Genomic DNA, 23,468 nt, shown 5'->3' with positions numbered 1-23,468 from the left:
CGATGCCCGCTGGCTCTTGAACTGGCCAATTTCCCTCAGCAGAGCCCACGTCGAGTGGGATCCGCCCGCCCTGATCCTTCGGATCTCGGCGGGTTTTTTTTGCCCGGACCACATGCCGGGCGGCGGCGAAGCAGGAGAGTGGGTGGATGCTTTCGCTCGGTGTCACGCGCCAGGCCGCGGCTGTAACGCGGGTAAGGTCGCGAAAAAACGCTGGTACCGCCTGTCCTGGCTCGCTTCAATGGCAGGGTGTTCTATCCATTACCGAATTGAGGAAGGCTGATGTCTTGTTCTTCCACTCCCGCCTTCGACCGCAGCATGGTCGAGCAGGCTCGCCGCGTGTTGCTGGTGACGCTCGGTGCGCTCGCCCTGGGCGCGCATGCACAGCCCGCCGGCAATGCGGCCCCGGCGCCCAAGGACTCGTCCATCACCGCCTTGTTCCTCCGGGTGGACACCAACAGCGACGGCAAGCTGAGCCGTGAGGAAGCGGCGCGGCTCCCCGCGATCTCGATGCGCTTCGACGAGCTGGATGTCGATACCGACGGTGCACTGAGCGCCACCGAATTCCACACGGGCGCGACCGCCCCGGTGCGCTGAGCGCTGGGGAGCGCCGGGTTCAGTCGACGTCCGCCCGGCGCAATCTCTCGCTGTTCCAGTAGACGTCGTCGCCGCCGCGGCCATCGAGGTTGGCGCGGTTGAGGACGCGCGCCAGCACGAACAGCAGGTCGGAGAGGCGGTTCAGGTAGTGGCGCGCCGCGTCGCGCACCGGCTCCGCCGTCCCGAGTGCCACCACCGAACGTTCGGCACGCCGCGCGATCGTGCGCGCGACGTGGGCGAGGGCGGCGCTGCGGGTGCCGGCGGGCAGAATGAATTCCTTCAGCCGAGGCAGGGTGGTGTTGTAGTGCACCAGTGCGCCATCCAGCCCCGCGACAGCGCTGGTCTTGAGCAGCTCGTGCCCGGGCATCGACAGCTCGCCGCCGAGATTGAACAGCTCATGCTGGATCAGCACCAGCAAGTCGCGCACGTCATCCGGGAGCGGCTCCGCAAGCAGAACGCCGAGCTGCGAGTTCAGCTCGTCGATGTCGCCCATCGCGTGGACACGCAGGTCGTCTTTCCGCACCCGGCTCCCGTCGCCGAGACCGGTGCTGCCGTCATCGCCAGTGCGGGTGGCGATTTGAGTGAGTCGATGGCCCATGGGCCCGATCGTAGTCGATCGAGCCGGCCGCCGGATCACGGCGCCGAGAAACGCCGGCCGGGCGCTGGGCCCTTGAAGCGACATTTCGGGCAGTACAGATAGAACTGCCGTCCCGGGGCGATGAAAAGCGAGCCGCCGAGATCTTCGCCGACCATCCACTGGCCGGTGGACCCGCCGGCGAAGTCGACCTTGCCCCGGGCGAAACAGGCGGTCCAGTTGATGGTGTGCGAGAAGTCCCGCTCGGAGATGCGCCGTGCCGAGCGCAGAAACAGCCGCACGTCCTGCTCCTTGAGCTGGAAACCGCTGCAGTCCTCCGGCCCGCCTTCTGCGGCTTTTTTCGTTCCGCCGTTGACCTCGATGTCGATGTCCGTGATCGGAGGGAGGATCAGGCGGTAGGTGGCGGGCTCGAGCTCGTCGCCGGGCAGCACGTCCGGCTCACCGTCGGCATACGTGCCCTGCAGGCTCATGCCCAGGAAGAGGACACCGAGCCGGCCGGCGGATCTGCACGCTTTCATTGCCATATCGCGTGGGCCAGGCAGCCGGAGACGTGGATCGCCAAGGCGAGCGTGTTCGCCAACATTCATGGATGCCTCCCTCGGGAATGGTTGGATACGAACTGCCGGCCTTAAAGCTGGTGAAGTCTAGGCAGGGAAAGTCCGTCGTCCAGGCCTTCCATCGGAAGGATATGTTGTGCTTTATGCGCCCTGTTCAGGCCGCATAGGCGGCCTCGCGGCCTTGAGCCGGGGCCGTCCTAGAATGACCCGGACCAGGCCGACCCGGACGGACAGCCATGAGCACCTCCCTCCCCAGCTTCCTCGCCTCGCAAACCGCCCCGCGCCTCGCTCCCCCGGCCATGTTGGACGCCCTCAGGGCCCGTTTCGGGGAGCGCTGCTCGACCGCTTTGGCGGTGCGCGAGCAGCACGGCCGCGACGAGTCGCCCTTCGACGTGTCGCCGCCCCAGGCGGTGGTCTTTGCCGAGTCGTCCGAGGACGTGGCCTTTGTCGTCAAGCTCGCGCATGAGCACGCGGTGCCCGTCATTCCCTATGGCGTCGGCTCGTCGCTCGAAGGTCATCTGCTCGCCGTGCAGGGCGGCATCAGCATCGACCTCGGCCGCATGAACCAGGTGCTGTCCATCAATGCCGAGGACCTGACCGCGACCGTGCAAGCCGGCGTTACCCGCATGCGCCTCAACGAGGAGATCCGGCACACCGGCCTGTTTTTCCCCATCGATCCGGGCGCCGATGCCACCATCGGCGGCATGTCAGCCACCCGGGCCAGCGGGACCAATGCCGTGCGCTACGGCACCATGCGCGAGAACGTGTTGGGCCTGTCGGTGGTGACGGCGAGCGGCGACATCGTGCGCACCGGCACGCGCGCCCGCAAGTCCAGCGCGGGCTATGACCTGACCCGCCTCTTCGTCGGCAGCGAGGGCACGCTCGGCGTGATCAGCGAGATCACCGTCCGTCTGTACCCCCAGCCCGAGGCCATCTCGGCCGCCGTCTGCAGCTTCCCGAGCCTGGCTGCCGCGGTCGATACCACCATCACCGTGATCCAGAGCGGCGTGCCCATCGCCCGCTGCGAGCTGCTCGATACGAACGCCGTGCGGGCCGTGAACCGCCACGACCGGCTCACGCTGCGCGAAGGCCCGATGCTGCTGATGGAGTTCCACGGCACGCCAGCGGGCGTCGCCGAGCAGGCCGAGGCGGTGCAGCAGATCGCGCGCGGGTTCGGCGGCGAGGACTTCGAGTGGGCGACCACGCCGGAGCAGCGTACCCGGCTCTGGACCGCGCGCCACCATGCATTTTTCGCCGCGCTGCAGATGAAGCCCGGCTGCCGGGCCGTGACCACGGATACTTGCGTGCCGATCTCGCGGCTGGCGGAGTGCCTGCTCGACACGGTGGCCGACGCCGATGCCTCGGGCCTGCCCTACTTCCTCGTCGGCCATGTCGGCGACGGCAACTTCCACGTAGGCTATCTGATCGATCCGCACAAGCCCGAGGAACGTGAGCTGGCCGAGCGGCTGAACCGGCAGGTGGTCGCGCGCGCGATCCGGCTGGAAGGCACCTGCAGCGGCGAGCACGGCATCGGGCTGCACAAGATGGGCTTCCTGGTGGACGAGGCCGGCGCCGAGGCGGTCGCACTGATGCGCACGCTCAAGCAGGCGCTCGACCCGAAGAACATCATGAACCCCGGGAAGATCTTCGCGTTGTAGTGGGCCGCCCGGCAAGGAATCGAAAAATGCCGGGCGCGCGGCCCGGCGTTGCAGCGGGGTGAACTCAGGCCTTCGGCGCCGACACCGTCCACTGCCGCTGCACATGGCCGCGGCCGTCCACGCTTTCCAGGTGCACGTCGAAACCCCACAGGCGAGCGACGTGCTTCAGCACCTCTTGCGAGTCGTCGTTGAGGGGTCGGTTGTTGTGCTGGGTATGACGCAGGGTCAGCGAGCGGTCGCCGCGCAGGTTGACGCTCCAGACCTGGATGTTGGGCTCGCGGTGGTTCAGGTCATACTGCCGCGACAGGGCCTCGCGCAGCTCGCGGTAGCCGCTGTCGTCGTGGATCGCCGCCACTTCCAGCTCCGGCTCGTGCTCGTCGTCGCGGATCGAGAACAGCCGGAAGTCGCGCATCATCTTGGGCGAGAGGAACTGGCCGACAAAACTCTCGTCCTTGAAGTTGCGCATTGCATAGTCCAGCGTCGTCAGCCAGTCGCTGCCGGCGATGTCGGGAAACCAGCGACGGTCTTCTTCGGTCGGGTTGTCGCAGATGCGCTTGAGGTCGGTGTACATCGCGAAGCCAAGCGCATACGGGTTGAGCCCGCTATAGGCCCGGTGTCCCACCGGCGGCTGGTAGATCACATTGGTGTGCGACTTGAGGCACTCCAGCATGAAGCCGTCGGCCAGCTGGCCGCGGTCGTACATCGTGTTCAGCAGCGTGTAGTGCCAGAAGGTCGCCCAGCCTTCGTTCATCACCTGTGTCTGGCGCTGCGGGTAGAAGTACTGCGCCACCTTGCGCACGATGCGCACGATCTCGCGCTGCCAGGGCTCCAGCAGCGGCGCGTTTTTCTCGATGAAATAGAGCAGGTTCTCCTGCGGCTCGGCCGGGAAGCGCTTGGCCGCCTCCTCTTCCTCGCCGCTCTTGTCGCTGCGGCGCGGCAGGGTGCGCCAGAGATCGTTGACCTGCTGCTGCAGATAGGCTTCGCGCTCGGTGCGCCGCACCTGCTCCTGGGCCAGCGAAAGCTTCTGCGGCCGGCGGTAGCGGTCCACGCCGTGGTTCATCAGCGCATGGCAGGAGTCGAGCAGGTCCTCGACGGTGTCCACGCCATGGCGCTCCTCGCACTCGGCGATGTAGTTCTTGGCGTAGACCAGGTAGTCGATGATGGACGACGCATCGGTCCACATGCGGAAGAGATAGTTGCCTTTGAAAAAGCTGTTGTGCCCGTAAGCGGCGTGCGCGATCACCAGGGCCTGCATCGCCATCGTGTTCTCTTCCATCAGGTAAGAGATGCAGGGGTCGGAATTGATGACGATCTCGTAGGCCAGGCCCATGAAGCCGCGGCGGTAGTTCTTCTCGGTCGCGATGAACTGCTTGCCGTAGGACCAGTGGCGGTAGATCACTGGCATGCCGACGGACGCGTAGGCGTCCATCATCTGCTCGGCGGTGATGATCTCCAGCTGGTTCGCATAGGTGTCGAGCTTGTAGCCCTCGGCGGTGCGCGCGATGGCGTTGTGGTAGGTCTCGATCAGGTCGAAGGTCCAGTCCGAGGGGCTGGGCAACGGTTCGCGGGCGCGCCCGATGAGGTCCGGCTGGAGGGTCTCAGTGCTCATGTAGGCGCTCCCTCTTTCTTGAACAGGTCGCGGAAGACCGGATAGATGTCGGCCGCGTCCGAGACCTTGCGCATCGCGAAGTTCTTGTGCCGCTCGATCAGCTGGGTGTATTCCTCCCAGAGGTTCTGCTCGGCCTCGGCCACCTGGACATAGGCGTAGTAGCGGCACAGCGGCAGGATCTGGTCGGACAGCAACTCGCGGCAGCGGCCGCTGTCATGGTGCCAGTTGTCGCCGTCGCTCGCCTGCGCGCCGTAGATGTTCCACTCGCCGCTCGGGTAGCGCGAGCGGATGATGTCCTGCATCAGGGTCAGCGCGCTCGACACCACCGTGCCGCCGGTCTCGGTGGCGTGGAAGAACTCGTCCTCGCTGACCTCCGCGGCCTGGGTGTGATGGCGGATGAAGACCAGCTCGATCTTCTCGTAGTGCCGGGTCAGGAACAGGTACAGCAGCATGAAAAAGCGCTTGGACATGTCCTTGCGCGCTTCATCCATGGAGCCGGAGACGTCCATCAGGCAGAACATCACCGCCTTGGCACTCGGCACCGGCACGCGCACCCGGTTGCGGTAACGCAGATCGATCGGGTCGAGGTAGGGAATGCGCTTGAGCCGCGCGCGCAGCTCGGCGATCGTGGTTTCGGTCTCGCGGATCTCGCGCGCCACCAGAACGTCGGTGGGGTGCGGATGGCGCAACAGGTGCTCGAGGTGCTGTTCCAGGTGGCGCAGCTCACGCCGCGCTTCGCCGCCGAGCGCGATGCGCCGGGCCAGCGCCCCGCGCATCGAGCGCACCACGTGCAGGTTGTTGGGCGTGCCGTCGCTGGTGAAGCCGGCACGGTGGCTTTTCCACTCCGGTACTTCGGCAAGCTGGGTGCGGATCAGATGCGGCAGGGCCAGGTCTTCGAAAAAGACCTGCATGAACTCTTCCTTGCTGAGGTGGAAGACGAAGTCGTCGTCGCCCTCGCCGCTGTCGCTTGCATTGGAGCCGCCACCCTGGCCACCGCCGCCCTGGGGCCGCTCGATGCGGTCGCCCTTGACGTATTCCTTGTTGCCGGGGTGCACGTATTCGCGCTGGCCGCCCTGGCCGTGCCCGAACACGGGTTCGGAGACATCACGCCGCGGTAGCGTGATGTCCTCGCCTTGCTCCAGATTGCGGATGCCGCGACCGCTCACTGCCCGTCGCACCGCGTCGCGGATCTGGTCGCGGTAGCGACGCAGGAAGCGCTCACGGTTGCCGATGGACTTGTTCTTGCCCGACAGCCGCCGATCGATGATCTGTTGGAGCATGGGCATGGTTGATTTCCTGCAACTCGTCTAGGAACCCGTCAGGAGCTCTTGCGCACCCGCAGGTACCACTCGCACAACAGCCGCACCTGCTTGGGCGTGTAGCCCTTTTGCACCATGCGATTCACGAAGTCCTCGTGCTTCTTCTGCTCGTCGGCGCTCGACTTGGCGTTGAAGCTGATGACCGGCAGCAGCTCTTCCGTGTTGGAGAACATCTTCTTCTCGATCACGGTGCGCAGCTTCTCGTAGCTGGTCCACAGCGGGTTCTTGCCAGCGTTGTTGGCGCGCGCACGCAAAACGAAGTTGACGATCTCGTTGCGGAAGTCCTTGGGGTTGCTGATGCCGGCCGGTTTCTCGATCTTCTCGAGCTCGGCGTTGAGCGAAGCGCGGTCGAAGATCTCGCCGGTGTCGGGGTCGCGGTACTCCTGGTCCTGAATCCAGTAGTCGGCGTAGGTGACATAGCGGTCAAAGATGTTCTGGCCGTACTCCGAGTAGCTCTCCAGGTAGGCTGTCTGGATCTCCTTGCCGATGAACTCGGCATAGCGGGGCGCCATCAGCTCCTTGATGTAGGAGGTGTACTTCTGCTCGGTTTCGGGCGGGAACTGCTCGCGCTCGATCTGCTGTTCGAGCACGTACATCAGGTGCACGGGGTTGGCCGCGACCTCGGTCGAGTCGAAGTTGAAGACCTTGGACAGGATCTTGAACGAGAAGCGCGTCGAGATGCCGCTCATGCCTTCGTCCACGCCCGCGTAGTCGCGGTACTCCTGGATGGACTTGGCCTTGGGGTCGGTGTCCTTGAGGTTCTCGCCGTCGTAGACCTGCGCTTTGCTGAAGATGCTCGAGTTCTCGGGCTCCTTCAGGCGCGTCAGCACCGAGAACTGCGCCATCATCTTCAAGGTGCCGGGGGCGCAGGGCGCCTGGGCCAGTGAGGAGTTGCGCACCAGCTTCTCATAGATCTTGATCTCTTCACTGATGCGCAGGCAGTAGGGCACCTTGACGATGTAGATGCGGTCGAGGAAGGCCTCGTTGTTTTTGTTGTTGCGGAAGGCCTTCCACTCGCTCTCGTTGGAGTGCGCCAGGATCACGCCGTCGAAGGGGATGGCGCCGAAACCTTCGGTGCCCTTGTAGTTGCCTTCCTGCGTAGCGGTCAGCAGCGGGTGCAGCACCTTGATCGGCGCCTTGAACATCTCGACGAACTCGAGCAGGCCCTGGTTCGCGAGGCACAGGCCGCCGGAGTAGCTGTAGGCGTCGGGGTCGTCCTGGGCAAAGGTTTCGAGCTTGCGAATGTCAACCTTGCCGACCAGGGAGGAAATGTCCTGGTTGTTCTCGTCGCCCGGTTCGGTCTTGGCGATGCCGGTCTGGCGAAGGATCGACGGGTAGCGCTTGACCACCTTGAACTGGCGGATGTCGCCGCCGAACTCCTCGAGCCGCTTGACGGCCCACGGCGAGAGAATGCGCTGCAGGTAGCGGCGCGGGATGCCGTATTCCTTCTCGAGGATGCCACCGTCCTCGTCGGGATCGAACAGGCCCAGCGGTGACTCGTTCACCGGCGAGCCCTTGATGGCGTAGAACGGCACATGCTCCATCAGCTGCTTCAGCCGCTCGGCGATCGAGCTCTTGCCGCCGCCGACGGGACCCAGCAGATAGAGGATCTGCTTCTTTTCCTCCAGCCCCTGGGCTGCATGGCGGAAGTAGGACACGACCTGCTCGATCGAGTCCTCCATGCCGTAGAACTCCCGGAACGCCGGGTAGATCTTGATGACCTTGTTCGCGAAGATGCGTGACAGGCGCGGGTCGTTGCGCGTGTCGACCACTTCGGGCTCGCCGATGGCCTTGAGCATGCGTTCCGCCGCCGTGGCGTACGCCAGGGGGTCACGCTTGCAGATGTCGAGGTACTCCTGGAGCGTGAGTTCCTCTTCCCGGGTGCGCTCGTAGCGAGCGGCGAAGTTGCTGATGACGTCCATCGCAGACCTCCTAATCCCTTTCCGACTCAGCGGTCGACCCATCTTCGGGCGTCGCGCATTGCCATGGTTTCAGCATGGGCGAAAACTGCCTGTGCGCATGCCTTGTACAAAAGGCGAAACACCTGTCTGTTCCCCGACTCTACTGTGCAAGGAGCGTGCCCTCGCCGGTATCGTGCCGCACGTGCGTGCAATGCAGCGTACGTCTGACCGAAGGAGAGCACAGGCGCGCCGAAAGTTCCACGGGGTATTTGCGGTCATCCGCATCTACATGTGACATCCTGCGCGCGCTTGAGAGCGCTCACGTGACCGCAGGGAAGTCGATGTGGGTGCGGCAAGACAGCGGCTGCCGTGGGCTGGTGCGGCTCCGGCACTGAGCCGTGACGCGGGCCGACACCGTGGGAGAGACCGGCATGCCTGGTCGGGCAGCGAGCAGGGCCGCGCACTGGCCCCCTTGTTGTAGGGGGTGCGCGGCGGCTGCCTGTGGCGCCGGAGTGACGCCGGGGAGCGTGACGAAGGGCTTTGGTCGCGGCTCTACTTCGCCGAAAGACCGAGCTTGTCGAGCAGTCCGTTCAGCTCTTCCAGCGAGCCGAAGCCGATCACGACCTCGCCCTGCTCGCCGCGCTTGGTGCGCTTCTTGACGCGGATCTCGACAGGGGCGGTGAGGTGATCGGAGAGCTCTTCCTCGATGCGTGCGATATCGCGCGACTTGTCCTGCTTCACACGCAGCAGCGGCGACTGACGTGCGTGGCCGGCCTTGGTGACCAGCTTCTCGGCTTCGCGCACGCTGAGCTTGCGTGCGACGATTTCGTTGGCGCTGAGGATCTGCTGGGCCGCGTCGAGCGGCAGCAGGGCCCGAGCATGGCCCATGTCGAGGTCGCCGGCCATCAGCATCTGCTGGACCGGTTCGGCCAGATGGAGCAGGCGCAGCAGGTTGGAGGCGGCGCTGCGCGAGCGCCCGACCGCCTGGGCTGCCTGTTCGTGGGTGAGTCCAAACTCACTCACCAGGCGTTGCAGGCCTTGCGCCTCTTCCAGCGGGTTGAGGTCCTCGCGCTGGATGTTTTCGATCAGCGCCATCGCCGCGGCGGCCTCGTCGGGAACCTCCTTGACGAGCACCGGCACCTCGGCGAGGCCGGCCAGTTTCGCGGCACGCGAGCGGCGTTCGCCAGCGATAATCTCGTATTTCCCGGCAGCCAGCGGCCGCACCAGGATGGGCTGCATGATGCCCTGTGACTTGATGCTCTCGGCCAGCTCGTAGAGCGAGCCTTCGTCCATGCGGGTGCGCGGCTGGTACTTGCCGGGTTGCAGCTGCTCGAGTTTCAGCGTCGAGGGCTGGCCGTCGCGGCTTGCGGCGGCGGCACCGGTGTCGCTGACCTTCGGGCCGAGCAAGGCTTCGAGGCCGAGGCCCAGGCCTTTGGGTTTTTTGGTGACCATGGTGGCGTTCGTTCCTAGGCGTTATCTGGAGCCCGTGTCCGGCGTTGCGGCCGGGTCCGGGACGGGCAGTGCGTGGGCTTCAGGCGCGGCCCAGCGAATCGAGCAGGGCGCGTCCTTCGGGCCAGTCGCCCAGCCCCGATTCGCTGTTGATGTGACCTCTCGGCCCCACACTCAGCAGGGCCGCGCCCCACTGCGTCGCCATCTCGGCGGCGCGCTGGGGAGCGCAGAACGGGTCGTCGGTGCTGACCACGGCGGTGGCCGGAAAGGGCAGGCGCTGGCGCACGATGGGACGCCACGAAAAAAGCTGGGGCGGCATGTCGTCGCGCTCGGTGTCGGGTGGGGCGACCAGCAGGGCACCGCAGACCCGGCCGGTGTGGCGGGAGTGGGCAGCCCAGGCGGCCGTCAGCTGGCAGCCCAGGCTGTGCGCGACCAGCAGGGCCGGCCGCTGATCCGCCAGCAGCACCTCGTCCAGCCGCGCCATCCAATCGCCGCGCTTGGGCCAGTCCCAGTCGTCCTGCATCACGCGCTGGTCGCCGTAGAGGCGTTCCCAGCGGCTTTGCCAATGATCGGGACCTGAGTTCTGCCAGCCGGGCAGCACAAGGATGCGGAGGGTCATGGTGAGCGGGGTTCGGCAGGGCGGGGCAACTCGGCGGCGCCGCGGTAGTGATAGGCGTAGCCGTCGCGAAAGCCGATGCGATGGTACACGGCCCTTGCCGGCGTATTGTCGGCGTCGACCTGGAGATAGGCCGTGCGGGCACCGTCGGCCACAGCGCGTCGCAGCAGTTCCAGGCACAGGCGCGAGGCCCAGCCATGATTGCGTGCTTTTGGGGCCGTGTAGACGTCGTAGAGCCCCACCAGCAGGCCTTCGACGACGTATTGCCCGCAGACTGCGATCTCGCCGTCGCCGTCGCGCAGCACGAAGCCGCGATAGGGCACCGGCGAGAGGGCGAGCCGCTGGGCATGCGCTTCGCGGTGCCCAGGCGGCGAGCCACGCAATCCGCCGACGATCTGAGCGTAGGCCTGCGGACCCACCGGCTCCAGTGTCACGGCCGGCCCGGAGGGCAGGGCCTGCGCCAGTTCGGGCAGCACCATCACGCGGGTGTCGTCGAAACGCGGCAAGCCCAGCGCGGCGAGGCTGTCGTCCAGCCCGGCGGGCTCGGCGAAGGGCGTGATGCGCACCATCAGGGGCAGGCCGGCGGCTTCGTACACCGCGCGGCACAGCGCCAGCTTCTCGGCCACCGGCAGGCGCCCCGCGGCAATCGGGTTGACGCAGCGGGCGCGCTTGGCCTTGCCCGCCGAATAACGCAGCAGCCAGCCGTCGACCAGGCGCTGCTGAGGCGTGCCGGCGGCGTTCAGGCCGGCCTCTTCGATACGCGCAAGCAGGGCAGTCGGGAAAAGGGTCGTGGAGGGTCGGGTCATGCTCGGTCCGAAGTGGGGCGGGGCCGGAGCGAGGGCCCGTCGCCGGTCCCGGAGGGCCATGTGCCTGGGTGCACCGGCCCGCCGTTCAGAGGGTCTCGATGCGGGCCACCATCTCGCGCGCGAAGTCGACATAGGACTGGGCTCCCTTGGAGGCCGGGTCGAACACCACCCCCGGTTGCCCGTAGCTCGGGGCTTCCGCCAGCCGCACATTGCGCGGGATCACGCTGTGGAACACCTTGTCGCCGAAGTGCTGCTTGAGCTGCTCGCTGACCTGGCTCTGCAAGGTGATGCGCGGGTCGTACATCACTCTCAGCAGGCCGATGATCTTCAGCTCCGCGTTCAGGTTGGCGTGCACCTGCTTGATGGTGTTGACCAGGTCGCTCAGCCCTTCCAGCGCGAAGTACTCGCACTGCATCGGCACGATGACACCGTGGGCCGATACCAGGCCGTTCAGGGTCAGCATGGACAGGCTGGGCGGGCAGTCGATCAGGACGAAGTCGTAGTCGGCATCGGCGGCGTCCAGCGCCGCCTTCAGCCGGCGTTCCCGGCGCTCCTGGTCGACCAGCTCGACCTCGGCGCCGGCCAGCTCCCGGTTGGCGCCCACCACGTCGTAGCCGCCCACCTCGGAACGGGTCTTGGCTTCGCGGATGCTGACGGCTTCGAGCAGGACCTCGTAGACGCTGTTGGGCAGGGCGCGCTTGTCGACGCCCGAGCCCATGGTCGCGTTGCCCTGAGGATCGAGGTCCACCAGCAGCACACGCTGTCCGACCTGGGCCAGCCCCGCGGCCAGGTTGACGGCGGTGGTCGTTTTGCCGACGCCACCTTTCTGGTTGGCAATGCAGAAGATCTTGGCCATGTGCTTCAGAGGTCGAGAAGGGTCACGCCCAGGGCCGCGGCTGCCTGGCGCAGCATTGGGTCGCGGGTCGCGAGGGGCAGGCGACGTCGCATTGCGAGGTCGAGGTAGGCGGCGTCATAGGGACTCAGCCGGGTTTCGCGTGCCAGGTAGAGCACTTCGCGGCGGCCGCGTTCGGCCGGTGCAGCGTCGGTCTCCACCGGTATGGCATCGAGCAGGGCCAGGAATTCGGTCGCACGGGCTTCGGTGAGTCGCTCACGCCGCTGTGCCCGGTCCAGCAGCTGGGCCACCTCCAGGTGCCATTGCAGCGGCACCGCGACGCCTTGCACGCTGGACTGCTGCAGCAGCTGGTCGGCCGCGTCCGAGGCTTCGTCCTCGAAACACCAGGCCAGCACCAGCGAAGCGTCCAGCACACAGACGGGCGAGGAGGGCAACGGCATCTCAGCGACGCCCTTCGTCACGCAGGCGTCGAGGGTCTTCTTCGAGACAGTGTCCGGCCCTCAGCGCACGCGCGCGGGCCAGCATGTCCACCGGATCGCGCGAGGGAGGGGCGATGGGTGCGAGCCGGGCGATCGGGCGGCCGTGGCGGGTGATGACGATCTCCTCGCCTTGCTCCACCCGCTCCAGCAGAGCCGACAAGTGGGTTTTGGCTTCGAAGGCGCCGACTGTGCTGCTGTCCATCAAACTGGTTGGGAAAACTGGTTGGATTTTCCGCCTCGCCGCTTCCCATCGTCAAGGCGCATCACTGCGTGGTCAGCTTGATGCCGAAACCGACGAGGAAAATACCGGCCACCCGCTCCATCCACTTCGTCAGGCGCCGGTTGCTTTTCAGGCGGCTGGCCAGCGCGTCGGCGCAGGCGCACAGGGCCAGGCAGTAGACCAGCGAGATCACGGCAATCGTGGCCGCCATCGCGGCGAACGTCGGCAGGCCCTGGTGGGTGGCGGGATGGATGAAAAGCGGGAAAAAAGCCATGTAGAAGACGATGGCCTTCGGGTTGAGCAGGGTGATCAGGAAGGCCTGCCGGAAGTAGCCGCTGATCTGCAGCGGCAGGGCAGTGGCGGCGCCCCCGCGTGCGCGGATCAACTTGAGGCCCAGCCAGCAGAGGTAGAGGGCGCCGCCGTACTGGACGAGCCGGAAAGCCGTCGGATGCGCGCTGAGCAGAGCGGCGACGCCAGCCACCGCCAGCCAAAGCAGGACCTGATCTCCGGCGATGACACCGAAGGTCGCGGCCGCGCCGCCCCGAAAGCCCCCTTGGCCCGTGGAGGTCAGCAAGGCCAGCGTACCGGGGCCGGGCAAGGCAAGAAATAGAACGATGGCGGCGCAGAAGGCGCCGTAGTCCGAAATGCCGAACATGAAAGCTCCGTTCAGGAGAGGGTGGGAGAACTTGAAGGGCGGATCCAGACGATACAGCGCTCCGCCTCGAGTTCCGGCACCTTCAGGTGTTCCACGTGAAACACCGACACCGAGGGCGGCAGCGCCACCATCTCATCCTCCGGCAGCTTGCCCTTCATCGCCATCCAGACGCCGTCCGCTGCGAGGTGGTCGACGGTCCAAGTCACCATGTCGCGCAGCGAAGAGAAGGCGCGCGAGACCACGACATGGGCGTTGGCCGGCTTCATCTCTTCGACGCGCGAGTGTTCGGCCCGGAGGTTGGCCAGCCCGAGTTCGGCGGCGACTTGCCGGACGAACGTGACCTTCTTCGCCACCGCATCCACGCAAACCACCTCGATGTCCGGCCGGCAGATCGAGATCACTACGCCGGGAAGCCCACCGCCGCTGCCGACGTCGAGCACTCGGATGGAGCGCCCTTCCGTCTGTCGCCGCAGGGGCGACAGCACCGCCAGGCTGTCCAGCAGGTGCTGGGTCAACATGTCGCGGGGATCCCGGATGGCCGTCAGGTTGTAGACCTTGTTCCACTTCTCCAGCAGACCCAGGTAGCGCAGGAGCCGAGCGGCCTGGTCCTCCGTCACGTTGAGGCCGAGCGCGGCGGCGCCGCTCCGAAGTCGCTGATCGAGCACCGCCTCGGCGGCAACCTGTCGGCTCATACCGAAGCCGCGCCGGCCGGAAGGGCGGCGTCCTGGGTGTCGGTGAAACCTTTAAATCGGCCCTTTTTCAGGTGCACCAGCAGGAGCGAGATGGCCGCAGGGGTCATGCCCGAAATCCGGGAGGCCTGACCCAGCGTCTCAGGGCGGTGTCGGTTCAACTTCTGCCGCACTTCGTGGCTGAGGGCCGTCACCTGCATGTAGTCCAGCTCGGCGGGCAATTTGAGGTCCTCGTAGTACGCGGCACGGGCGACTTCCTCGTTCTGTTTGTCGATGTACCCGGCGTACTTGATAGCAATCTCCACCTGGTCCACCACCGCATCGGCCAGTGCTTCGCCGAGCTCGTCGATGAGCGTTTCACGTGAAACATCGACATCAGGGCGGGCGATGCGAGCGACTTCGGAGAGCTGCGGGAAAGACACCGCCGGTCGTCGCAGCAGATCGGCAAGGCTGTACTCGCGCTCCAGTGCCTTGCCGAGAAGGCGTTCAGCATCGGCGGCCGACAGGATTCCCGGATGCACCCAGGTCGACTTCAACTTCTGTGTTTCACGTGAAACAGCATCTCGCTTCCGGTTGAAGGCGTCCCAGCGCACGTCGTCGACCAGTCCCAGGCGGCGGCCCGTCTCGGTCAGTCGCAGGTCCGCGTTGTCTTCTCGCAGCTGCAGCCTGAACTCGGCGCGGCTGGTGAACATGCGATAGGGCTCCGTGACCCCCTTGGTGATGAGGTCGTCGACCAACACTCCCAGGTAGGCTTCCTCGCGCCCGGGCACCCAGGGCTCGCGGCCTTGTACCTGCAAAGCCGCGTTGACACCGGCGAACAGACCTTGCGCGCCGGCCTCCTCGTAGCCCGTCGTGCCGTTGATCTGGCCGGCGAAAAAGAGGCCGCCGATTGCCTTGGTCTCGAAACTGGCCTTCAGCTCGCGAGGGTCGAAGTAGTCGTACTCGATCGCATAGCCCGGACGCAGGATGTGCGCCTGCGCCAGGCCGGGCATCGAGTGCACTGCGGCGAGCTGGACGTCGAAGGGCAGGGAGGTGGAGATGCCGTTGGGGTAAAACTCGTTGGTCGTCAGCCCTTCGGGCTCCAGGAAGATCTGGTGGGAGTCCTTGTCGGCGAACCGGTTGATCTTGTCCTCGATGCTGGGGCAGTAGCGCGGCCCCACGCCCTCGATGACACCGGTGAACATCGGGCTGCGGTCGAAGCCGGAGCGGATGATCTCGTGGGTGCGCTGGTTGGTGTGCGTGATCCAGCAGGGCACCTGCCGGGGGTGTTGCGCCGCGGATCCGAGGAAGCTGAAGACCGGCACCGGGTCCAGGTCGCCCGGCTGCTCGGTCAGGCGCGAGAAATCGATCGAGCGTCCGTCGATGCGCGGCGGCGTGCCCGTCTTGAGCCGGCCCTGTGGCAGCTTCAGCTCCTTCAGACGCCCCGACAGCGAGACCGCCGGCGGGTCGCCCGCACGGCCGGCCGCGTAGTTCTGCAGACCCACATGGATCTTGCCGTCGAGGAAGGTACCGGCCGTCAGGACCACCGCCTTGGCGGCGAACCTCACGCCGACCTGCGTCACGGCGCCGACCACCCGGTCGCCTTCGACCATCAAGTCGTCCACCGCTTGCTGAAACAGCCACAGATTGGGCTGGTTCTCGAGGCGCCGGCGGATCGCGGCCTTGTAGAGGATGCGATCCGCCTGCGCGCGGGTGGCACGCACCGCCGGGCCCTTGGAGCTGTTGAGGATGCGGAACTGGATGCCGGCCTCGTCGGTCGCGGCGGCCATCGCGCCGCCCAGCGCGTCAATCTCCTTGACCAGGTGGCCTTTGCCGATACCGCCGATCGAGGGGTTGCAGCTCATCTGGCCGAGGGTCTCGATGTTGTGGGTGAGCAGCAGCGTGGCGCAGCCCATGCGGGCTGCTGCAAGCGCCGCCTCAGTGCCGGCATGGCCACCGCCGACGACGATGACATCGAAAGTTTTGGGGTAGAGCATCTCGAACCTCGACAGCTGCCCGGGCGGGCGCAGAGGACACCCGCAGGGCGCGGGCAAACCAGCGATTTTAGGAGGGGGGTGTGGAGAAGTCACTCCATAGGGTCGGGCCGGTGGCGCGCCCACGCCTCCCGCACCCCTCGCTTGTGCACTATGTGGTGCGGCGCGGCGCCAAGGCAAGACCACGGAGGCGTTGAAACGATCCGGGCGAGCAGCGTTTCACGGGGTCGCGAGGCACACGGACCCCCGGCATGGCAGGCGCCGGGCAGAGCGGCTACAGTGGTCGCCGCCCCCCGAGCCCAGCTGCCCTTCCATCATGCAATGCCGCCCCCGATGCGCCGCCTGCTGCATCGCTCCGTCCATCAGCACCCCGATCCCCGGCATGCCGGACGGCAAGCCCGCCGGGGTGCCCTGCATCCAGTTGACCGAGGACCTGCGCTGCCGCCTGTTCGGCCGGCCGGAGCGGCCGGCGGTGTGCGGATCATTGCGACCCGATCCCGACATGTGCGGGGACAGCCGCGAGCAGGCCTTGCGCTGGCTGGGCCACGTCGAGGCCAGCACCCGGCCGGGCGTCTGAGCCAGGGTTGCCGGCTTCAGGCCGGCACCTTCTCCAGCGCCGTGAGGAAGCTGCGCCGCCACCAGTGCACGTCATGGGTGCGGATGCTCTCGAGCAGCTTGCGGTGGCGCGTCTGGCGCTCCTCCAGCGGCATCTGCAGCGCCTGCTGGATGGCCTGGGCAGTGCCCTGCACGTCGTAGGGGTTGACCAGCAGCGCCTCGCGCAGCTGCTCCGCGGCGCCGGCGAAACGTGACAGCACCAGCACACCCGGGTCGGCCGGGTCCTGGGCCGCGATGTACTCCTTGGCCACCAGGTTCATGCCGTCGCGCAGCGGCGTGACCAGCGCCACCCGCCCGATGCGGCACAGTCCCGGCAGGCGTTTGCGGGCCACCGTGCGGTGGATGTAGCGCACCGGCATCCAGTCCAGCTCGCCGTAGTCGCCGTTGATCTGGCCGCACAGGTGTTCCAGCTCATGGCGGATGTCGGCATAGGCGTCCACGCTTTCGCGTGTGGGCGAGGCGATCTGGATCAGCGTGGCGCTGTCGCGGTTCTCCGGATAGCTGGCGAGCAGTTCCTGGAAGGCGCGGATGCGCTGCGGCAGGCCCTTGGAGTAGTCGAGCCGGTCGATGCCGATCAGCAGGCGCCGTCGCGAGTACTGCTCGCGCATGGTCTCGTAGGTCTCGCGAGCGTCCTTGCCCTGCGTCAGACGGGCGAATTCGTCGACGTCGATGCCGATCGGGAAGGCGCTGACCCGCAGGGTGCGGTTGAAGGCCCGCCAGAGGTCGTCCCCCAGCTCCTCGGCACCGGCCTCCGACTGGACATAGCGTGAGAAGTGGCTGACGTCCGCATGGCTCTGCAGGCCGACCAGGTCGTAGGCGAACAGGGCGCGAATCAGCCACTCGTGGCCGGGCAGGGCGGCCAGGATCAGCGGCGGCGGCAAGGGGATGTGCAGGAAAAAGCCGATGCGGTTGCGGCAGCCCATCGCGCGCAGCTCGGCGGCCAGCGGGATCAGGTGGTAGTCGTGCACCCAGAGGATGTCGTCGTCCTTCAGCAGCGGCATCAGCTTGCGGGCGAACATCTGGTTGACGCGCCGGTAGCCCGCCAGCGAACTGGTGTTGAAGTCCGCCAGATCGAGCCGGTAGTGGAACACCGGCCACAGCACCCGGTTGGAATAGCCCAGGTAGTAGCTGTCGTGGTCCTCGCGCGAGAGGTCGACGGTGACCAGGGTCACGTTGCCCGCCTGGTGCGTGTGCACCTCGCCTTCCCCGGGTGTGCCGCCATCGCTGGTCTCGACGATCTTGCCGCTCCAGCCGAACCAGAGGCCGCCGGTGGCGTTGAGCGTCTCGCCCAGGGCCACCGCCAATCCGCCGGCGGCCGCCTTGCGCGGATCGGCCAGCCGGTTGGAGACGACGACTACGCGTCCCATAGAGTTCCTCCTCAAAAAGTTGGCGTTCCCCGCCGGATACAGGTCCGGCAGGGAGCGGGAAGGGCAGGCGCGGATGCCATGGGCACGCTCAGATCTGCGTGTCCCAGGGCACCGACAGGCGCACCGCCCCGTTGATCAGTCCCACCATCGAGTAGGTCTGGGGAAAGTTGCCCCACATCTCGCGCGTCACCGGATGGGTGTCCTCGGACAGCAGGCCCAGGTGGTTGCGGGCGTCCAGCATCGCTTCGAAGATCTCGCGCGCCTGTTCCTTGCGGCCGATGCGCGCCAGCGCGTCGATGCGCCAGAAGGTGCAGATGTTGAAGGCCGTCTCGGGCTTGCCGAAGTCGTCCGGCGCCTCGTAGCGCCGCATGTAGGGTCCGTCGCACAGGGTCCGCTCCAGGGCGTCCACCGTCGCGACGAAACGCGGATCGCGGGGGTCGATGAAGCCCACCTCGGCCATCAGCAGCGCGCTGGCGTCCAGGTCCTGGCCGCCGAAACTCTCGGCGAAGGCCTGGCGCCGCTCGGACCACGACTCCCTCAGGATGCGCTCGCGAACCAGGTGGGCCCGCTCATGCCAGAAGCGCGCCCGGTCGCCCAGCCCGAAGCGGGTCGCGATCTTGCCGAGCCGGTCGCAGGCGGCCCAGCTCATCAGTGCCGACGATGTGTGCACGCGGGCCCGCGTGCGCAGCTCCCACATGCCGGCATCCGGGCGGTCGTAGACCTGGAAGGCCTGCTCGCCGACGCTCTCGAGCTGCTGGAACTCGGCCAGTCCGGCCGGTCGCAGCAGGCGGCGATCGTGGAAAGCCTGGGCTGCTCCGAGGATGATGTTGCCGTAGACGTCGTGCTGGAAGTGCTCGTGCGCCTGGTTGCCGACCCGCACCGGGCCCATGCCGCGGTAGCCAGGCAGGTGCGGCACCACGCCCTCCTGCAGGTCCAGCTCCAAGCCGATGCCGTAGAGCGGCTTGATGTGTCCGCCGGCGGCCTGCGAGACCACATTGCCCAGCCAGCGCAGGTAGTCCTCCATCGTGCCGATCTCGGACAGGCTGTTGAGCGCCCGCACGACAAAAAACGCGTCACGCAGCCAGCAGTAGCGGTAGTCCCAGTTGCGCTGGCTGCCCGGTGCCTCTGGGATGCTGGTGGTCATCGCGGCGATGATCGCGCCGGTGTCTTCGAACAACGAGAGCTTGAGCGTGATGGCCGCGCGTATCGTGGCCTCCTGCCATTCCAGCGGGATGTGCAGGCGGCTGCTCCAGATGCGCCAGTAGGAGGCCGTGTCCTGTTCGAAGGAGCGCGCCACCTCGCGGATGCCTTCCATCAGCGTCTCGTCCGGCCCGAGGATGAAGTCCATCGGCCGGTCGGCGACGAAATACGACTCGGCAAAGATGTAGCTCAGCGGCGCGTTGGTGGTCAGGCGCAGTGTCTGGTTGGGGCCGACGTAGCGGATGTGGTGGCTGCCCTGAGTCACGGTGGGCCGGGTGGCGCCCCAGTCGAAGCGCGGCCGCATCACCACCCGCACGCGCGGCGCGCCCGAGATCGGCTTGACGCGCCGGATCAGGGTCAGCGGCCGGAACATGCGGTTGCGACTGATGAAGCGCGGCGCGAAGTCCACCACCTCGATGCCCTGGCCGGCCGTGTCGTAGAGCCGCGTGCGCAGGATGGCGGTGTTGGGTTCGTAGAACTGCTCGCTGCGGGCGAAGGACTCCAGCTCGAAGCTCCACAAGGCGCCCTGGTCCGAGGGGTCGATCAAGGCATTGAAGACCGGATCGCCGTCGAAACGCGGCAGACAGCACCAGACGATGCGCGCATAGCGGTCGACCAGGGCGCTGTAGCCGCAGTTGCCGATCACGCCGCAATCGAGCGAGGACGGGGAGGGAAGGCTGGAGGCGGGGGCCGCTGGGTGGGACGGGGGGACGTTCATGAAAAGAGGGGCTCCCGGAGGGTGTTGTTCAAGGATCGGTGCTCGCCACCGCGGGGGCGGCTCCGGTGCTCGCCAAGGCCCGGGCAGCGTCCGCCAGCCAGGCGCGCAGCGCCGCGGGTGTGGCCATGCGGTGGCGGGCAGCGGTCTCGCCGTCGCCCACCTTGATGGTATGGCCGCCGGCGGCATGCACCGCGACGAAGCCGGCCTCGTCCGTCACGTCGTCGCCTGCGAACACCGCCCTGCGTCCGAGGAAGGGCGGCTCGCGCAGGAAGGCCTCGATCGCATGGCCCTTGGTCGCGCCTTCAGGCTTGGCTTCCAGCACCATCTTGCCATGCAGCAAGGCGAGCCCGGCCGATGCCCGGACCGCGCCTTCCATCACCTCTACGCAGCGCGCCGCAGCCTGGGGCGCCTGCCGGTAATGCAGCGCCACCGCGGCCGGTTTGCGCTCCACGATCAGGCCCGGGATTTCGCGGGCCAGCGCCTCCGCCCGCGCCTGCACGGGGTCGAGCGGGGGTGGGTTGACGCGCTGCACAGAGCCGTCGGCGCAGCGGCGCTCGGCCCCGTGCACGCCCGCCAAGGGCAGCCGCAGCGGATCCAGCAGCGCATCGAGCTGGGCCATCGGTCGGCCCGAGACGATGGCGAGGGCGCCCTGCAGGCTCTGCTGCAGTGAGCGCAGGGTCGCGATCAGCTCGGGGGCGACGAGCACCTCGTCGGGCCGCTCGGCCAAGTCAGCCAGCGTGCCGTCGAAGTCGAGGAAGAGGGCCGTGTGGGCGTCCAGCGCCAGCGGGGCGGGAGGGTCGAGGGTGGAAGGGCAAGAGGGGGGAGGACAGGCTCGCTGCATCGCCCCGACGATAGGCGAAAACCCCTTGTTTCGCAGTCAGACACCCACCGACGCCGTGCGGCCCAGGCGGCCCAGGCGGCCGCGCAGGCCCTCGCGCCATTCACGCAGGCGCGCCACCAGCGGCGGGTGGCCCCAGTACTTGTCGAAGAAGTAGTGGGCCACCGTGTTGCACAGCGGCTCGATCACAGTGATCGCGCCGCTGATGGCGACGCTGCCAGTCAGCAGGTAGCTCACCGAAAACGCGATGCCGAGGTGCATGACGCCGAAGCTAGCTGTTTTTGCCATGACGGGCTCCTTGAAACAGTGGGCGGAAAGCGGCGCCCGATCAGTCGATAGTTTGCTACTACCTGACTTAAAAAGATAATTAGTTGAGTTGATGATTCACATAGGCAGCACCACGTGCCGCCCCGCCTGTCCGGCGGGGCAGGGTGGCTCCCGGGGTGGGGCCGGGCCTTCGTCCCCAATAATCCGCACTCTCACGACAGGAGCTGGTGATGCGCCGAGGTCTGCTGACGTTCGCCGGAGTGGCCGCGGCCGCGACCGCGTATCTGCTGGGCTGGCCGGTGCCTGCCGACCCGGTGGCCTGGCAGCCGCCACCGACGCCGGGTTATGCCGGGCCGCATGCCGTCAATGACAGGCTGACGCGGCTGCAGCATCTCGATCTCGGCAGCGAAGTCGGTCCGGAGCATGTGGTCGCGCGGCCGGACGGCTGGCTCTATGTCGCCGTCGCGAGCGGCAAGATCCTGCGCCTGCGTCCCGACGGCTCGGCTCGGGAGGTGGTCGTCAACACCGGGGGCCGGCCCTTGGGCTTCGACTTCGATGCCGAGGGCGCGCTGGTGATCGCCGACCCGCTTTACGGCGAGCACGGGGCCTTGCTGAAGGCCGGCGGCAGCGGTCCTTCTGCCCGGCTGCAGGTGCTCGCCGACCGGGTCGACGGCGACCCGCTGCGTTATGTCGATGCCGTGGTGGTCGCCCGCGACGGCAAGATCTACTTCACCGATGCTTCGCGCCGCTTTGGTCCCAAGCAGTGGGGTGGCACCTTCCCGGCCAGCGTGCTGGACATCCTCGAACACCAGTCCACCGGCCGCCTGCTGGAGCACGACCCGGCCACCGGTCGCACCCGGGTGCTGGTGGCGGGCCTGTGTTTCCCCAACGGGCTGGCGCTGTCGCAGGACGGCTCCCACCTGTTTCTCAACGAGACCGGCGAATACCGCGTTTGGAAGGTCTCGGTGCAGGCCGACCGGCTCGATGCCCGGCAGCTCGCCGCCGGTTCGCCGCAGGCCCAGGTGCTGCTGTCCAACCTGCCTGGCTACCCGGACAACCTGATGCGCGGCCGCGACGGCCGCCTCTGGGTCGGACTGGCCAAGCCCCGCGGCGCCTTCATCGACAACAACGCCCAGCGGCCCTGGCTGCGACGCCTGGCGCTCCGGCTGCCGAAGGCGCTGTGGCCGGTGCCGCCGGCCTACGGCCATGTGTTCGCCTTCGACGAAAGCGGCCGCGTGCTGGCCGATTTGCAGGACCCCTCGGGTGTCTATCCCGAGACCACCGCCGTCACCGAGACGGAGGATCGGCTCTATATCCAAAGCCTGCATGCCAAAACGCTCGGCTGGCTGGACCGAAAATCGGCGGGACTCTGAAACCTCTGTTACCGTAGCGGGGGCCCGCCGCATCCGGCCGGCCCTGTTTTGTCTTCCGCTCCGGCATGAGCCTCCCTTTGAAAAATATCGTGCTTGCCCCCCTGTGGGCGCTGTCGCTGCTGACGCCGGCGAAGTCCTTCCGCGACAACCCCCTGATCGGCTCGGCCCGTCTCAATGCCTGGGGCCTGCACGAACGGCGCCTGCGTGCGGCCCACGCGCTGGCCGCCTGGCGTCGCGCGCGACTGGCGCCGCTGGTGAGTCCCGAGGACCGCGCCGCCTTCGATCGCGACGGCTTTGTCGTCAAGCGCGACGTGCTGCCTGCGGCCGTCTTCGAGCGCTTGCGCGAGCGCGTGCTGGCCCACCGTGCCCCGGCGCGCGAGATGGTGCAAGGCGACACCATCACCCGCCGCATCGCGCTCGACCGGCCTTTCCTCGATGCGCTGACCGAGGTCCGCGAGGTGATCGCAGGCCCGCTCTGGCACGGCCTGACCCGCTATGTCGGCAGCTTCGACCAGGAGCCCGTCAGCTATGTGCAGACCATCCTGTCGCAGGTGCGGGCGGCGCCGCCGGACCCGCAGACCCACCTGCACGCCGACACCTTCCATCCGACCGTCAAGGCCTGGTTGTTTCTCACCGACGTGCAGGCCGACGCGGGCGCCTTCTGCTACGTGCCGGGTTCCCACCGGCTGAGTCCCGAACGGCTGGCCTGGGAGCGCGAGCTGAGCCTGGTCGCCGCGCGCCATGCCGATCGCTACACGTCGCGCGGCTCCTTCCGCATCACGCGTGACGGGCTGGCCGCGCTGGGGCTGCCCGAGCCGCGGCTGTTCGACGTGCCGGCCAATACGATGGTGGTGGCCGACACCTTCGGTTTTCATGCGCGCGGGCCCGCGGTGCGTCCCTCGGTGCGCATCGAGCTGTGGGGCTACGGGCGGCGCAATCCCTTCCTGCCCTGGACCGGGTTGGACCCGCTGTCCTGGCCGGGCATCGCCGAGGCCCGCACGCCGGTCTACTGGCGTGCGATGGACCTGCGCGAGCGCTGGGGCGGCAAGCGCAGTCCCTGGCGCGATGCCGGGCACATCACGCCGGACGCGCCACCGGTGCTGCGTTAAGCAGCGGG

The 23,468-nt window shown here is 67.3% G+C and carries 23 protein-coding genes; 5 read left to right on the top strand and 18 right to left on the bottom strand.

Annotated features, from left to right (window positions below; genetic code table 11):
• The first annotated feature begins 279 nt into the window (after positions 1–279).
• Positions 280–594, top strand: coding sequence for an EF-hand domain-containing protein (locus OOT46_RS11120; RefSeq protein ID WP_265403667.1), 315 nt, complete (start codon positions 280–282; stop codon positions 592–594).
• 19 nt (positions 595–613) lie between these two features.
• Here OOT46_RS11120 and OOT46_RS11115 read toward each other — a convergent pair whose 3' ends face one another.
• Together OOT46_RS11115 and OOT46_RS11110 are read right to left on the bottom strand one after the other, a co-directional pair.
• A complete protein-coding gene (locus tag OOT46_RS11115) occupies positions 614–1,192 on the bottom strand; it encodes a cob(I)yrinic acid a,c-diamide adenosyltransferase (RefSeq protein WP_265403666.1) in 579 nt (192 codons plus the stop codon).
• 35 nt (positions 1,193–1,227) lie between these two features.
• Positions 1,228–1,707 (bottom strand): hypothetical protein, encoded by a 480-nt coding sequence (locus OOT46_RS11110; RefSeq protein WP_265403665.1) that lies wholly within the window; start codon positions 1,705–1,707, stop codon positions 1,228–1,230.
• Between the two features lie 275 nt (positions 1,708–1,982).
• Here OOT46_RS11110 and OOT46_RS11105 point away from each other — a divergent pair, with 275 nt between their 5' ends.
• On the top strand, positions 1,983–3,404 hold the full coding sequence (locus OOT46_RS11105; RefSeq protein WP_265403664.1) for an FAD-binding oxidoreductase: 1,422 nt from the start codon (positions 1,983–1,985) through the stop codon (positions 3,402–3,404).
• A 64-nt stretch (positions 3,405–3,468) separates the two neighbouring features.
• On the opposite strand, the gene OOT46_RS11100 is transcribed toward OOT46_RS11105, so the two are convergent.
• The 12 genes from OOT46_RS11100 to mnmG all read right to left on the bottom strand — a co-directional run bounded on the left by OOT46_RS11100 (position 3,469) and on the right by mnmG (position 15,976).
• The gene (locus tag OOT46_RS11100; RefSeq protein WP_265403663.1) at positions 3,469–5,013 is read right to left on the bottom strand and encodes a SpoVR family protein; all 1,545 of its coding nucleotides are present in this window, start codon (positions 5,011–5,013) and stop codon (positions 3,469–3,471) included.
• Positions 5,010–6,299 (bottom strand): YeaH/YhbH family protein, encoded by a 1,290-nt coding sequence (locus tag OOT46_RS11095; protein ID WP_265403662.1) that lies wholly within the window; start codon positions 6,297–6,299, stop codon positions 5,010–5,012. Before OOT46_RS11095 ends, OOT46_RS11100 begins: the two co-directional genes overlap by 4 nt.
• Positions 6,300–6,331: 32 nt before the next feature.
• Entirely contained in the window at positions 6,332–8,254 is a 1,923-nt protein-coding gene (locus OOT46_RS11090; protein WP_265403661.1) for a PrkA family serine protein kinase, read from the bottom strand.
• Between the two features lie 531 nt (positions 8,255–8,785).
• Positions 8,786–9,685 (bottom strand): ParB/RepB/Spo0J family partition protein, encoded by a 900-nt coding sequence (locus OOT46_RS11085; protein ID WP_265403660.1) that lies wholly within the window; start codon positions 9,683–9,685, stop codon positions 8,786–8,788.
• A 79-nt stretch (positions 9,686–9,764) separates the two neighbouring features.
• On the bottom strand, positions 9,765–10,301 hold the full coding sequence (locus OOT46_RS11080) for an RBBP9/YdeN family alpha/beta hydrolase (protein ID WP_265403659.1): 537 nt from the start codon (positions 10,299–10,301) through the stop codon (positions 9,765–9,767).
• Positions 10,298–11,104, bottom strand: coding sequence for a GNAT family N-acetyltransferase (locus OOT46_RS11075; protein ID WP_265403658.1), 807 nt, complete (start codon positions 11,102–11,104; stop codon positions 10,298–10,300). The genes OOT46_RS11080 and OOT46_RS11075 overlap by 4 nt, the downstream gene beginning before the upstream one ends.
• An 85-nt stretch (positions 11,105–11,189) precedes the next feature.
• A complete protein-coding gene (locus tag OOT46_RS11070) occupies positions 11,190–11,960 on the bottom strand; it encodes a ParA family protein (RefSeq protein WP_265403657.1) in 771 nt (256 codons plus the stop codon).
• A gap of 5 nt (positions 11,961–11,965) precedes the next feature.
• Entirely contained in the window at positions 11,966–12,397 is a 432-nt protein-coding gene (locus tag OOT46_RS11065) for a type II toxin-antitoxin system VapC family toxin (RefSeq protein ID WP_265403656.1), read from the bottom strand.
• Between the two features lies 1 nt (position 12,398).
• A complete protein-coding gene (locus tag OOT46_RS11060) occupies positions 12,399–12,638 on the bottom strand; it encodes a type II toxin-antitoxin system Phd/YefM family antitoxin (RefSeq protein WP_265403655.1) in 240 nt (79 codons plus the stop codon).
• A 61-nt stretch (positions 12,639–12,699) separates the two neighbouring features.
• Positions 12,700–13,311 (bottom strand): LysE family transporter, encoded by a 612-nt coding sequence (locus OOT46_RS11055; protein ID WP_265403654.1) that lies wholly within the window; start codon positions 13,309–13,311, stop codon positions 12,700–12,702.
• An 11-nt stretch (positions 13,312–13,322) separates the two neighbouring features.
• The gene (gene rsmG, locus OOT46_RS11050) at positions 13,323–14,003 is read right to left on the bottom strand and encodes a 16S rRNA (guanine(527)-N(7))-methyltransferase RsmG (RefSeq protein ID WP_265403653.1); all 681 of its coding nucleotides are present in this window, start codon (positions 14,001–14,003) and stop codon (positions 13,323–13,325) included.
• Positions 14,000–15,976, bottom strand: coding sequence for a tRNA uridine-5-carboxymethylaminomethyl(34) synthesis enzyme MnmG (mnmG, locus tag OOT46_RS11045; RefSeq protein WP_265403652.1), 1,977 nt, complete (start codon positions 15,974–15,976; stop codon positions 14,000–14,002). The genes rsmG and mnmG overlap by 4 nt, the downstream gene beginning before the upstream one ends.
• Positions 15,977–16,289: 313 nt before the next feature.
• Here mnmG and OOT46_RS11040 point away from each other — a divergent pair, with 313 nt between their 5' ends.
• Entirely contained in the window at positions 16,290–16,550 is a 261-nt protein-coding gene (locus tag OOT46_RS11040) for a YkgJ family cysteine cluster protein (protein WP_265403651.1), read from the top strand.
• Between the two features lie 16 nt (positions 16,551–16,566).
• Here OOT46_RS11040 and otsA read toward each other — a convergent pair whose 3' ends face one another.
• The 4 genes from otsA to OOT46_RS11020 form a co-directional block, all read right to left on the bottom strand.
• Positions 16,567–17,955, bottom strand: coding sequence for an alpha,alpha-trehalose-phosphate synthase (UDP-forming) (gene otsA / locus OOT46_RS11035; RefSeq protein WP_265403650.1), 1,389 nt, complete (start codon positions 17,953–17,955; stop codon positions 16,567–16,569).
• Between the two features lie 88 nt (positions 17,956–18,043).
• The gene (locus tag OOT46_RS11030) at positions 18,044–19,873 is read right to left on the bottom strand and encodes a glycoside hydrolase family 15 protein (protein WP_265403649.1); all 1,830 of its coding nucleotides are present in this window, start codon (positions 19,871–19,873) and stop codon (positions 18,044–18,046) included.
• A 28-nt stretch (positions 19,874–19,901) separates the two neighbouring features.
• On the bottom strand, positions 19,902–20,714 hold the full coding sequence (gene otsB / locus OOT46_RS11025) for a trehalose-phosphatase (protein ID WP_265403648.1): 813 nt from the start codon (positions 20,712–20,714) through the stop codon (positions 19,902–19,904).
• A 36-nt stretch (positions 20,715–20,750) separates the two neighbouring features.
• Positions 20,751–20,999, bottom strand: a complete 249-nt coding sequence (locus OOT46_RS11020) for a DUF2061 domain-containing protein (RefSeq protein ID WP_265403647.1) — start codon at positions 20,997–20,999, stop codon at positions 20,751–20,753.
• Between the two features lie 209 nt (positions 21,000–21,208).
• Here OOT46_RS11020 and OOT46_RS11015 point away from each other — a divergent pair, with 209 nt between their 5' ends.
• Together OOT46_RS11015 and OOT46_RS11010 are read left to right on the top strand one after the other, a co-directional pair.
• Positions 21,209–22,351: an SMP-30/gluconolactonase/LRE family protein gene (locus tag OOT46_RS11015; RefSeq protein ID WP_265403646.1), complete on the top strand. Its 1,143-nt coding sequence runs from the start codon at positions 21,209–21,211 to the stop codon at positions 22,349–22,351.
• Between the two features lie 89 nt (positions 22,352–22,440).
• Complete coding sequence (locus OOT46_RS11010) at positions 22,441–23,460, top strand: phytanoyl-CoA dioxygenase family protein (protein ID WP_265403645.1); 1,020 nt, start codon at positions 22,441–22,443, stop codon at positions 23,458–23,460.
• The last annotated feature ends 8 nt before the right edge of the window (positions 23,461–23,468 follow it).

This window comes from Aquabacterium sp. A7-Y (genome assembly GCF_026153205.1).
In the GTDB taxonomy this organism is placed as follows: Bacteria; Pseudomonadota; Gammaproteobacteria; order Burkholderiales; family Burkholderiaceae_C; genus Caldimonas.
Note: the sequence above shows the minus strand (reverse complement) of the source record. Positions and strands in the feature narration are given on the sequence as shown.

What these genes read in the sequence shown, in the direction of transcription:
- OOT46_RS11110 (WP_265403665.1), bottom strand. Translation starts at nt 1,707, where the DNA reads ATGAAAGCGTGCAGATCCGCCGGCCGGCTCGGTGTCCTCTTCCTGGGC.
- otsA (WP_265403650.1), bottom strand. Translation starts at nt 17,955, where the DNA reads ATGGGACGCGTAGTCGTCGTCTCCAACCGGCTGGCCGATCCGCGCAAG.
- OOT46_RS11030 (WP_265403649.1), bottom strand. Translation starts at nt 19,873, where the DNA reads ATGAACGTCCCCCCGTCCCACCCAGCGGCCCCCGCCTCCAGCCTTCCC.
- OOT46_RS11080 (WP_265403659.1), bottom strand. Translation starts at nt 10,301, where the DNA reads ATGACCCTCCGCATCCTTGTGCTGCCCGGCTGGCAGAACTCAGGTCCC.
- OOT46_RS11120 (WP_265403667.1), top strand. Translation starts at nt 280, where the DNA reads ATGTCTTGTTCTTCCACTCCCGCCTTCGACCGCAGCATGGTCGAGCAG.
- OOT46_RS11075 (WP_265403658.1), bottom strand. Translation starts at nt 11,104, where the DNA reads ATGACCCGACCCTCCACGACCCTTTTCCCGACTGCCCTGCTTGCGCGT.
- OOT46_RS11070 (WP_265403657.1), bottom strand. Translation starts at nt 11,960, where the DNA reads ATGGCCAAGATCTTCTGCATTGCCAACCAGAAAGGTGGCGTCGGCAAA.
- OOT46_RS11055 (WP_265403654.1), bottom strand. Translation starts at nt 13,311, where the DNA reads ATGTTCGGCATTTCGGACTACGGCGCCTTCTGCGCCGCCATCGTTCTA.
- OOT46_RS11105 (WP_265403664.1), top strand. Translation starts at nt 1,983, where the DNA reads ATGAGCACCTCCCTCCCCAGCTTCCTCGCCTCGCAAACCGCCCCGCGC.
- otsB (WP_265403648.1), bottom strand. Translation starts at nt 20,714, where the DNA reads ATGCAGCGAGCCTGTCCTCCCCCCTCTTGCCCTTCCACCCTCGACCCT.
- OOT46_RS11085 (WP_265403660.1), bottom strand. Translation starts at nt 9,685, where the DNA reads ATGGTCACCAAAAAACCCAAAGGCCTGGGCCTCGGCCTCGAAGCCTTG.
- OOT46_RS11040 (WP_265403651.1), top strand. Translation starts at nt 16,290, where the DNA reads ATGCAATGCCGCCCCCGATGCGCCGCCTGCTGCATCGCTCCGTCCATC.
- OOT46_RS11115 (WP_265403666.1), bottom strand. Translation starts at nt 1,192, where the DNA reads ATGGGCCATCGACTCACTCAAATCGCCACCCGCACTGGCGATGACGGC.
- OOT46_RS11020 (WP_265403647.1), bottom strand. Translation starts at nt 20,999, where the DNA reads ATGGCAAAAACAGCTAGCTTCGGCGTCATGCACCTCGGCATCGCGTTT.
- rsmG (WP_265403653.1), bottom strand. Translation starts at nt 14,003, where the DNA reads ATGAGCCGACAGGTTGCCGCCGAGGCGGTGCTCGATCAGCGACTTCGG.
- mnmG (WP_265403652.1), bottom strand. Translation starts at nt 15,976, where the DNA reads ATGCTCTACCCCAAAACTTTCGATGTCATCGTCGTCGGCGGTGGCCAT.
- OOT46_RS11090 (WP_265403661.1), bottom strand. Translation starts at nt 8,254, where the DNA reads ATGGACGTCATCAGCAACTTCGCCGCTCGCTACGAGCGCACCCGGGAA.
- OOT46_RS11100 (WP_265403663.1), bottom strand. Translation starts at nt 5,013, where the DNA reads ATGAGCACTGAGACCCTCCAGCCGGACCTCATCGGGCGCGCCCGCGAA.
- OOT46_RS11095 (WP_265403662.1), bottom strand. Translation starts at nt 6,299, where the DNA reads ATGCCCATGCTCCAACAGATCATCGATCGGCGGCTGTCGGGCAAGAAC.
- OOT46_RS11015 (WP_265403646.1), top strand. Translation starts at nt 21,209, where the DNA reads ATGCGCCGAGGTCTGCTGACGTTCGCCGGAGTGGCCGCGGCCGCGACC.
- OOT46_RS11060 (WP_265403655.1), bottom strand. Translation starts at nt 12,638, where the DNA reads ATGGACAGCAGCACAGTCGGCGCCTTCGAAGCCAAAACCCACTTGTCG.
- OOT46_RS11065 (WP_265403656.1), bottom strand. Translation starts at nt 12,397, where the DNA reads ATGCCGTTGCCCTCCTCGCCCGTCTGTGTGCTGGACGCTTCGCTGGTG.